Genomic DNA, 9,361 nt, shown 5'->3' on the forward strand with positions numbered 1-9,361 from the left:
AGCTTGATGAGCGGATGGCCAGATGCCGGCTAATTATTTAACAACAAATGAATATGATTACATATCTCTGGCCTATATGGTAAATAAAAGATGGAGATTTTTCGGATCAGACTGGCGACGGAACAGGCTGGCATCTTCCCCGGCCGGGTTTAGATCCTCCCCATCCAGGCTCAGATCATCCCCTGACCACCTCCTGGTTAAAGTCTGAACGTTGCCGCTCATCTCCCTCTTAAGTCCCGCATAGAACCCGCCTTTCTTATTAAAAAGGCGGGTTCTGTATGGTACTTAGCCTGTAAATACATAGCTTTATTTAGAATTCATCTAAATAACAATCAGCACTTGATCCCTGTCCTGTAATATCCCAACTTTACTCTCATAGCCGGCAGCACCGGCGCCCCTGACCCTCCAGGAACCTCCTTCAGAGAACATGATCCTCCCGGGCCTCCGACGCTTCTGCAGCCACAAAAGACAAACAATATGGCAATATTAGAAAGAAATGGTGCCCTGCACGGAACGGCGGGTACCGTAGTGTTCCGCAGGTTCCGCAACAGTACGGTGGTGCAGGGCCTTCCCAAACGAAAGAAAAAGCAAACCCCTGCCAGTCAGGCCAGTGCCGGTGAGTTCGGGGTGGCCAGCACAGCGGCAGCTGCTATCCGCCTGGTCCTGCGCTCGGTGTTCCGCAACCGGCATGACGGGGCGATGGTGAACCGCTTCAACAGCGCTGTTTACCAGAGTATCTTAAGAAGTAAAACCGCCCTGCGCGGGGCGAGGGACCTGCACGACGGCGATCTGAGCTGCCTGGAAGGATTCGAGTTCAATGCGAACAGCCCGCTGCGGGAAGCCCTGAGGGTGAGGCCCACGGTCTCGCTGACCAGCGGGGGAAAGGTCCGCGTGCAGATGGACGGATGGGGCAAGCTTAGCGGGTTGAAAATTCCTTCTGCGGTAATAGAGGCGGCAGACAGCTACCGGCTGAGGTTCCTGGTCACGGCCCTGAACTTCCGCAGTGAATTTTATGAATACGTGGCGGTAAAGGATGTGACGGTGACGGACTGGAAGGACATGGAGGCGCTGGACTTTGAGATGGAAGGGACGATCCCGGAAGGGTGTATGGTACTGGTGACGGCTTCACTGGACTGCCTGGGCGTTAGTGATACGGGTGCAGGGGGCGGCCTGGTCAATACTCCTTCGTTCAGCCCTGCTGCGATCCTGGCGGCTTTCAGGACGACGGAGCCTCTTTCGTTGCAGGAGCCGCTGAAAGTGAGGAAAGAGGCCGGGGGGCGTCACCCGGGCTTGTGTTATGCGGGGAATGAGTTGTTGGAAAAGATGGCTGAGGTGGCGCAGAAGAGGAAGGCGAGGGAGCAAAGGGGCGGCCGGAGGGTTCGGGCGGATGGAATAGCGGGAAGTGGCACGGGAAGAAACGGTCCGGAGGGTGTTGTAGAGAATGAGAGGGGGGTGAGTCCGGAGGGTGTGTTGAGCGCGAAGGAAAGATTGAGCACTGATGGTGATGAGGGGACGCCTTTTGTTCTGGGAAAGAGGTTTTCTCTTTAAAGGTGGGTTTGTCTTTAAAACGGGTTTCTCTTTAAGGGAAGGAATATAGGGGGCGGACTTAAATGGAAGTTGCAGGGACGGCATGTAAGGCATCCTTGCTGTGGCTCATCAATCTGTTTCATGTCCTCTTACACTTTTGGAGAAGGGAGCAAGCTGCACTTTAAATTAAAAACTATTTTTAGCAAGCTGCTGATTTACTGATTTTAGCTCCCAGCGGACCCGGCTTTCCGGCATAAAAGCGGGCAGGTATCAAGAAAAGGCAGCTTTTAGTTCCCGAAATACCGGATGCTATTTGCAGCAGGTTCTCATCTCCTTCAGAACAACATGTAACACTTCGGGAACGAAACCTGAAACACTCTTTGGCTATTGACGTATAATCTTTAAATTGCAACCGATAAAACATATACAATACAACTATTGACATTCCACGATTTTAATTTTGAAACACCTTTGCTTGAAGGAATTTTAAGCATGGGATACCGTGAACCGACTCTGATACAGCAGGAAGCTATCCCAGTCGTTCTAAATGGGCTGGATCTGATAGCATGCGCTCAGACAGGTACCGGCAAAACAGCATCGTACCTCTTACCGGTGCTTAATAATATCTCCAAATCGGAAAAGGGCTTTACTCACACCCTCATATTAGCTCCTACGCGGGAGCTTGCACAGCAAATAGACCAGCAGGTGGAAGGACTCGGTTATTTCACCGGGATCAGCTCACTGGCCGTCTACGGCGGTGGAGACGGGATCGTCTACAGCCAGCAGCAGCGTGCTATGAAAGAGGGGGTTGAAATTGTTATTGCTACGCCGGGACGTCTCATTGCGCACATCAATGCCGGAGCTTTCAAACCGGAACACCTGCAATGTCTTGTTCTTGACGAAGCTGACAGAATGCTTGATATGGGCTTTTTCGATGATATCATGCGGATCATCAGCTATCTTCCCAAAAAGAGGCAGACCGTGCTTTTCTCGGCGACCATGCCTCCGAGGATAAGAACTCTGGCCAGGACAATTCTGAAGAATCCTTCGCAAATCAATCTTGCAGTATCACAGCCTGCGGAAGGGATCGATCAGCAGGTCTATAAAGTGCTGGATACGCAAAAGATTCCTTTGATAAGCTTACTTCTGCAACAGAAGGAATATAAAAGCGTCATCATTTTTGCTTCCACAAAAGATAAGGTAAAAGAGATCTTTAAAACTTTAAAGAAAACCAAAGTCCAGGTAGAGGCCTTTCACTCCGACCTTGAACAGGCGGAGCGTGAAGAGATCATGCTTGCCTTCCGGAACCGGAAATTGCAGGTTCTGATCGGCACTGATGTTATTTCCAGGGGGATAGATATTGAAGGAATAAGCCTGGTAATCAATTTCGATGCTCCTTCCGATGCTGAAGATTACATCCACAGGATAGGACGAACAGCGAGAGCCGAAACAACAGGAACCGCTATTACCCTGGTAAATGAGCGCGACCAGCGGAAATTATTAAGCATTGAGGCTCTGATAGGGAGGGAAGTCCAGGTAATGCCGCTGCCACCTGAAATAGGGGAACAGCCGGAATTCAAGGCAGTGAGAGCATCAGGAAACAAAAGAAAAAACAGGAACCCCAATCTAAAGTTTAAGAACAAAAAGAAGAAGCCCGCCGGCGGGCACCATCAAAAGCCTCAGGTAAAAAAAGAAGGCAATAACTAATCCCCGGCTGGCACCATTTTAGCGGTAGATTGTAAAACAATCTACCCATGGAAAACACAAGAAACAAGCACGCCCTGATAACAGGCGCAACGAGCGGCATTGGCTTTGAACTGGCCAAATTGTTCGCTGAAAACGGTTACAACCTGATTATTGTTGCCAGAGACCAGGCAGAATTGAATCAGACGGCTTCTGAACTCACCCTTCAGTACCGGACCAGCGTTCTGCCTGTTGTAAAAGATCTCTTCCGTCCCGAAGCTGCATTTGAATTGTACCAGGAAGTAAAAGACACCGGGCTCCAGGTGGATGTTCTCGTAAACAATGCCGGTCAGGGGCAGTTCGGACTGTTTGCCGACACGGACATACAGAGAGATCTGGAAATAATACAATTAAACATTTCTTCCTTCACCATCCTGACAAAACTTTTTGTGAAGGAAATGATTGAGAGAAATGAAGGAAAGATCCTTCAGCTGGCCTCCATAGCCGGAAAAGTTCCGGGCCCTTACCATGCGGTCTATCATGCAACCAAAGCATATGTCCTATCTCTTTCAGAAGCGCTGCACAACGAACTGAAGGACACAAATGTTACCGTTACGGCTCTTCTTCCGGGGGCTACAGACACCGATTTCTTTGCCAAAGCCGACGGAGAAAATGCCACAATTGTTCAGGAAACCACTCTTTCTGACCCTGCAGATGTAGCGAAAGATGGCTACAAAGCTTTGATGAACGGAGAAATCAAAGTGATATCGGGACTTAAGAATAAAGTTCAGACTGGTATGTCGGCACTGATGTCCGACAGTATGTCTGCTGAAAACATGCGAAAGCAAAACGAACCTTCTGATAATTAAGGCTGTCAAAGACAGCAGCAGGGTGTCCCCTAAAGGGCACCCTGCTGTTTACTAAACCCTCCATTTTTTATATATTAGCCTCTTTAACCAGTTCAAGCTGTTATGAAAGACAATATTGGAATCGGCTCGCGCGTAGAGCACGGGAAATATGGTAAAGGAGTAGTGATCAATGTAAGATCTGACGCTTATATGGTCACATTTATTGATGGAGGATATAAAGAGCTGCCCGTCAGCGAACCTCTTGAAGTTATCGACGAAATGGTACCTGACACCGATATGGTAAGCGCCTATGATGTAGAACAAACCCTTAAGAAATTACTTCAGAGATGGTCTGACGTGACAGAAACAGTGCCGCTCGGTGATAAATGGAAGAACGGCAAGATGGTCCTGCATCCCGGCAATACCGGCTTAGCACCAAAAGACATTCCTATTGATCAGTTCTTTAACAAAATTGTGATGGTGAGAGATCGACTGAGAGTGATGGAACAAAGGATCAACAGCAGTAACCTGGAGAATGAAGAAAAAGTAAATCTTCAGCAATACATCACCCGGATTTACGGAAGCCTCACTACATTCAACGTCCTTTTCAAATATAAAGAGGATCAGTTCGTCGGCGAGAAAACGGCCTGACAAAAGGATGGAACAAACGCTTCTTATTAAGGCTAAGATACTATTGGAAAAGTTTCCGGGAAAAGGAGGATGGACCTTCGTCCGCCTTCCCGGCCTTTCTCCTGACAGCAAAAAGCACTTTGGAACCAGGAAAGTATCAGGATCTATTGATCAATACGAGCTAAACAATGTCAGCCTCATGCCGATGGGTAAAGGACAGTTGTTTTTCCCCGTAAATGCCACTATCCGGAACGCAATAAAAAAGAAGGAGGGAGATTGGGTAGAGATTGAATTATACTCAGCGGAGCCGGCACTTGTCACAACAGAGGATTTTATGACCTGCCTGAAGGATGAACCCGAGGCCTTCAAAAAATTCTCGGCACTGTCTGACGAACGAAAGGAAGTGTTTACAGAATGGATCCTGGGAGCTAAAACAGGAGAGCAGGGCGCAGAAAGAATTGCAGAAGCGATCGACATGATCTTACAAAACATCCCTTTCAGGGGAAATACCAATCAGAAAGGTCCAAAATAAGCTGCATCAGCCGGCGCCTATCACTGTCTTAAGTTCCTGCCATACCGTTTCAGCGATAATTTTATAGCCCTTTGCAGAAGGATGGAAACCATCGGAAGCTTACACCTGCGTTCACCACCCTGTAAGGTAGCTTTAGACCATCGATCTTTTCCTGGATCAATGAAGGAAAAGACTCAAGTGAGGGATTGAAAAGCCCGTACCCGGCGGTCAGGCTATCCCCGAAAAAGAGAATCGTTTTTAATCCGTTCATCTGTTTTACTACCGGTATCGGGGAAATTTGTTTGACCACTTACCATGATCATTTTCCTCCCGAACATCAGGTGAAGGCCGGCGGCAAGTATCAGCACCGGGAAAATCAGCTGGTGGAAATGAATCCCAGGTACTACCCGTTCAGCCAGGAAAGCAGAACCTATCGCAATCATAAAATAAGCTCCGGCCCTGCGGAAGTGATGTTTAATCCCACTATAGATCCCGATAACAATCAGAAGCACAGGCCAGCTTACTATCCAGTCCGGAATGCCGGTGTCCAGTCCCAAAGTCTGTGATAACAGGATAAAACCTGAAAGGAGAAATATCAAACCAGCAGCTTTCCTGCTGTAAGGGTTTGTTTTATTGAAATTTGCGTTATTCATAACCTTGCTTTTTCTTCAAAAGTATAGCACAGGCAGGGTGCCGGCAATAACATTTAGGCCAAGGAGCACAGGAATCCGGCGAGTGACAGAAATTATACGGTAAACGGAGTTGTTAAAAGTGGCGCCTCGCGCAGTTGAGCCTGTAACGGTTATTGAGGAGCAGGCCAAGTACTATTTCGTGTGTCCCGTTGGTGATCGTATTTAATTCAGACGATGTGAAGTCGTAAGAATAGCTGACATTAACCAGGTGCCCTATATTAAATCCGGTCATGGCAGAATATGAATCCCCTTTCCTGTAGCTGCCGCCTACCCAGAACTTCTCCGTAAATGCGAGCTTGCAATTGAGATCAACAGAAAGCGGCACCGGACGGACGTATTTGGCCATAACAGAAGGCATCAGGGCAATTTCTTCCCCAAGAAAGAACTTATAACCGCCTGTTACAAAAAAATGCGGTTCCAGTTTCCCGCTTTCTGCCGAGGCATTCCGGGCAAAGCTTAACTTCTGCGGGAGAAGCTGCTGGGCTGAAACTCCTGCAAAAAAAGAGGGCCCGTAGAGCCACAACCCTGCTCCGGCATCCGGCGATACCTGGCTTCTGCTGTTATAGGGTAGGGAAGCATCCGCAGGATTCTCGGCATTGAGCTTTGTACCATCGATCCGGATCTGGGAAAGCCCTGCTGAAATCCCAAGCGAAACATTCAGTTTTTCAGTGAGCCCGAGGTGATAAGCATAACTTAGGGACATATCCGTACGTGAAAACGGACCTGTCTTGTCATTGGCCAGCTGCAAACCAATACCATGGTGGGGCTCGGCAGCCATATAGTTTTGCTTATAGCTCCTGTTCATGGGGTTGTCTTCCTGTCCGCCAAATGCAGTTGCACTTCCATACAGGAACTTATTACCAAGGGGTGTATTGACAGATGCAAAACTTGTAACGGGGGCGCCTTCGATACCCTGCCATTGATTTCTGTAACCAATCTTCAGATCCGTATAGTTCTCTATCCCCGCGAGAGCAGGGTTGAGAAGGAAGCCGTTGAGCACATACTGTGTATACTGTGGCTTTTGCTGACCAAAGGTGATCAGGAACGAAAATGCACTCAACAAAACAGCTATTACTTTCTTCATTCCCGAACGCTTTCCTCTCCGGACCGGCAATACTAATATAAAGATGATTTTTTTATTATGAAGCATGTTCATCTTCACGAAATCTTCATATTGGTATTGCACCTTTGAAATAACAAAAACGAAACGATCATGAAAAAGACAATTTTAGCATTAGCATTAGTAGCATTCACTTACGGTGCAGTTTCAGCAGCTCCGGTTCAGCCAAAAGCAGCAAAAACAACTGCGGTGTCTAAAACAGATACAGTAAAGAAAAAAGCTGTTAAAACTACTAAAGTTAAAAAAGCTGTAAAGAAATAAAGAGTTTAGTTTATTTTGATAAGGTTAGGTAGAGGATGGCCCCCATGGTCATCCTTTCTTGTTTTTATACAAAAAAAAGAAACCCCTGACCTTAGCATCTGCTAAAGCCGGGTATTACTCTTAATCCGGTAAGAACTATTGAAGAGTCCCGAAATGCTATATATCTTTCCTGTTCTTTGTGTAAAGAGGAGCAGTAGCTGCCAGGAGCAGGAATAAAACTACGAGGATAAACGGACTTATGTTGATATGGCCCGAGTTAGAGCCGGCAGTATTACTGATATCACTATCCGCTACATTTACAGCAAACGAATTGCAGACACTAAACCCCAGGAACAAAAGAGTATAAAAAACCTTCTTTAAAACAGATTTCATCAGATGCATTTTATTGATAGCTCAAAAATAAGAATTATGTTTTAACATTTTAAAGAAACGGGCTGCCTCAACCAGGCAACCCGTTTCTCATTAACCACGATTAATGGCTAATCCCCAATTTATTCTTAATTATTTACCGGGGCAAATAAAACACAATATCCCGAATCTACCATACTAATTGAAAAATATTTGTTACAGGAAATGTAAAACTTACTTTCTGAATGGTCTCCGCAAGACCAGATGCTTCACAAAATCACCGGGCTGCTCATTATCAGCAGGCTCTATCATCTTATTATGAGAGGAGATTATACTATTCGACCGGCGGTTATAATCACAACAAGTCCGGAGGAGTGTCACGAGAATGAATCGTTTGAAGTTCTTTTGCAAGGATCCGGTTTATTTCCGGACCATTTGTATAGACACAAAAGTGGCCGCCGCGGCTGAGCATATATCCAGTCCGGAACTTTTTACCGGGGAATACCCTGTCATTTCTGCTGTGGATCCTGACAAGGCATGAAGGCACCTGCTCATTTCTCCAGCGCGAGATTCTGCCGAGTGCCCATTTTAAGAAAAACGGGTCAGTATCCTCAAGGATTTGATTAAAAAGAGGCTTTGTTTGTTTATTCAGAGGTCCAAAGAACCTGTTTATAAAAACATTCGGTTTCTTCAACCATGATGCCGGTATGATCCTGTCGAGGGAAAGCATCCCGCAAAACCTGTATAAAAACGGCAGATCCCTCCACGAAGAAACAGACGATATTAAAAACAATTTCTCCGGCTGCTTAACCTTGCTTATTTCTATTGCAGCCATTCCCCCGAAGGAAAGTCCAACAAGGATGAAGGGCAGGGAAGCATCTATCGGGCGGGCGAGCCTGACGGAGTAATCATGCAGACTTTCCTGTGGTTCAGGTGGGATCCATTCGAGATGAACAATATCAAAACCCTCAGGCATCCTGATCCTCTGAAAGGCCCTTCTGTCGCATCCCAGTCCGCTTATAAAATAAGCTTTCATATCCCGCTAAAATAAAGTACTGTGCGAAATGCCGGTATATCCCATATTAAAATCGTTTAAGCATAGTATTAATTTAACTTACAGAAATTTACCTATCTTAGGTCTTGTATCTCAAACCTGTTACACTAAAGCGGATATGTCAAATAATGACCGATAACGAAAAAAGTTTATGGATAAGCTTCTCGAACGGTAATTCAAAGGCACTATTTACCATGTATGAACTTCTGTATCCTGATCTTATTAAAAACGGCATCTCTATTTGCAAAGACGAAGGGTTGGTGAAGGACACCATTAATCAGTTTTTCCTCTATCTGTGGGACAAACGGGAACATCTGAATCAACCTTTTAATCTCAGGCCTTATATCATCATTTCATTCAGAAGGATGCTGTTCGCTGAATTAAAACAGCGGGGAAGAATCAGCATAGGATGCACTGACGAGCACATGGATGCTGAACAATCAAAAGAAGATGACATTATCCAGTCGCAGGTCGAGCTGGAAATGCAACTTAAAGTAAAAAAAGCTCTTGAAAAGCTTCCTAAACGGCAAAAACAGCTCATCATGATGAAATATTATGAAAATCTGAGCTACGAAGAAATATCTGCCCGTACTTCTTTAAGCACGAGAACGGTTTATAATCAGATTTATGAAGCAATTAAAGCTCTGAAAACCGAAATTCTGCTGATGATTATTCTGGGAATCCGTT

At 46.1% G+C, this 9,361-nt stretch carries 12 protein-coding genes; 7 read left to right on the forward strand and 5 right to left on the reverse strand.

Annotated features, from left to right (window positions below):
* Positions 1 to 72 precede the first annotated feature (72 nt).
* Entirely contained in the window at positions 73 to 222 is a 150-nt protein-coding gene (locus DDR33_RS25665; protein ID WP_158280602.1) for a hypothetical protein, read from the reverse strand.
* A 255-nt stretch (positions 223 to 477) separates the two neighbouring features.
* On the opposite strand from DDR33_RS25665, the gene DDR33_RS00495 reads away from it, so the two are divergent.
* The 5 genes from DDR33_RS00495 (at position 478) to DDR33_RS00520 (ending at position 5,220) form a co-directional block, all read left to right on the forward strand.
* Entirely contained in the window at positions 478 to 1,548 is a 1,071-nt protein-coding gene (locus DDR33_RS00495) for a hypothetical protein (protein WP_109413804.1), read from the forward strand.
* Between the two features lie 417 nt (positions 1,549 to 1,965).
* Entirely contained in the window at positions 1,966 to 3,234 is a 1,269-nt protein-coding gene (locus tag DDR33_RS00505; protein ID WP_238387605.1) for a DEAD/DEAH box helicase, read from the forward strand.
* A gap of 47 nt (positions 3,235 to 3,281) precedes the next feature.
* Complete coding sequence (locus tag DDR33_RS00510; protein WP_109413807.1) at positions 3,282 to 4,079, forward strand: SDR family NAD(P)-dependent oxidoreductase; 798 nt, start codon at positions 3,282 to 3,284, stop codon at positions 4,077 to 4,079.
* A 102-nt stretch (positions 4,080 to 4,181) separates the two neighbouring features.
* Complete coding sequence (locus tag DDR33_RS00515) at positions 4,182 to 4,709, forward strand: PALP domain-containing protein (RefSeq protein WP_109413808.1); 528 nt, start codon at positions 4,182 to 4,184, stop codon at positions 4,707 to 4,709.
* A 7-nt stretch (positions 4,710 to 4,716) separates the two neighbouring features.
* Entirely contained in the window at positions 4,717 to 5,220 is a 504-nt protein-coding gene (locus tag DDR33_RS00520; RefSeq protein WP_109413809.1) for a YdeI/OmpD-associated family protein, read from the forward strand.
* Positions 5,221 to 5,432: 212 nt separating this feature from the next.
* On the opposite strand, the gene DDR33_RS00530 is transcribed toward DDR33_RS00520, so the two are convergent.
* The gene (locus DDR33_RS00530) at positions 5,433 to 5,852 is read right to left on the reverse strand and encodes a LiaF transmembrane domain-containing protein (RefSeq protein WP_109413810.1); all 420 of its coding nucleotides are present in this window, start codon (positions 5,850 to 5,852) and stop codon (positions 5,433 to 5,435) included.
* A gap of 112 nt (positions 5,853 to 5,964) precedes the next feature.
* Positions 5,965 to 6,975: a PorP/SprF family type IX secretion system membrane protein gene (locus tag DDR33_RS00535; protein WP_109414162.1), complete on the reverse strand. Its 1,011-nt coding sequence runs from the start codon at positions 6,973 to 6,975 to the stop codon at positions 5,965 to 5,967.
* 129 nt (positions 6,976 to 7,104) lie between these two features.
* Here DDR33_RS00535 and DDR33_RS26430 point away from each other — a divergent pair, with 129 nt between their 5' ends.
* Positions 7,105 to 7,272, forward strand: coding sequence for a hypothetical protein (locus DDR33_RS26430; protein ID WP_202913619.1), 168 nt, complete (start codon positions 7,105 to 7,107; stop codon positions 7,270 to 7,272).
* A gap of 156 nt (positions 7,273 to 7,428) precedes the next feature.
* On the opposite strand, the gene DDR33_RS00540 is transcribed toward DDR33_RS26430, so the two are convergent.
* The gene (locus DDR33_RS00540; protein WP_146198669.1) at positions 7,429 to 7,644 is read right to left on the reverse strand and encodes a hypothetical protein; all 216 of its coding nucleotides are present in this window, start codon (positions 7,642 to 7,644) and stop codon (positions 7,429 to 7,431) included.
* Positions 7,645 to 7,975: 331 nt separating this feature from the next.
* Positions 7,976 to 8,656, reverse strand: a complete 681-nt coding sequence (locus DDR33_RS00545; RefSeq protein ID WP_109413812.1) for an alpha/beta hydrolase — start codon at positions 8,654 to 8,656, stop codon at positions 7,976 to 7,978.
* Positions 8,657 to 8,802: 146 nt separating this feature from the next.
* Here DDR33_RS00545 and DDR33_RS00550 point away from each other — a divergent pair.
* Positions 8,803 to 9,361 (forward strand): RNA polymerase sigma factor (locus DDR33_RS00550; RefSeq protein WP_109414163.1); only part of this gene is annotated, 559 nt, incomplete at its 3' end.

Source organism: Pararcticibacter amylolyticus (genome assembly GCF_003130405.1).
Taxonomy (GTDB): Bacteria; Bacteroidota; Bacteroidia; order Sphingobacteriales; family Sphingobacteriaceae; genus Arcticibacter; species Arcticibacter amylolyticus.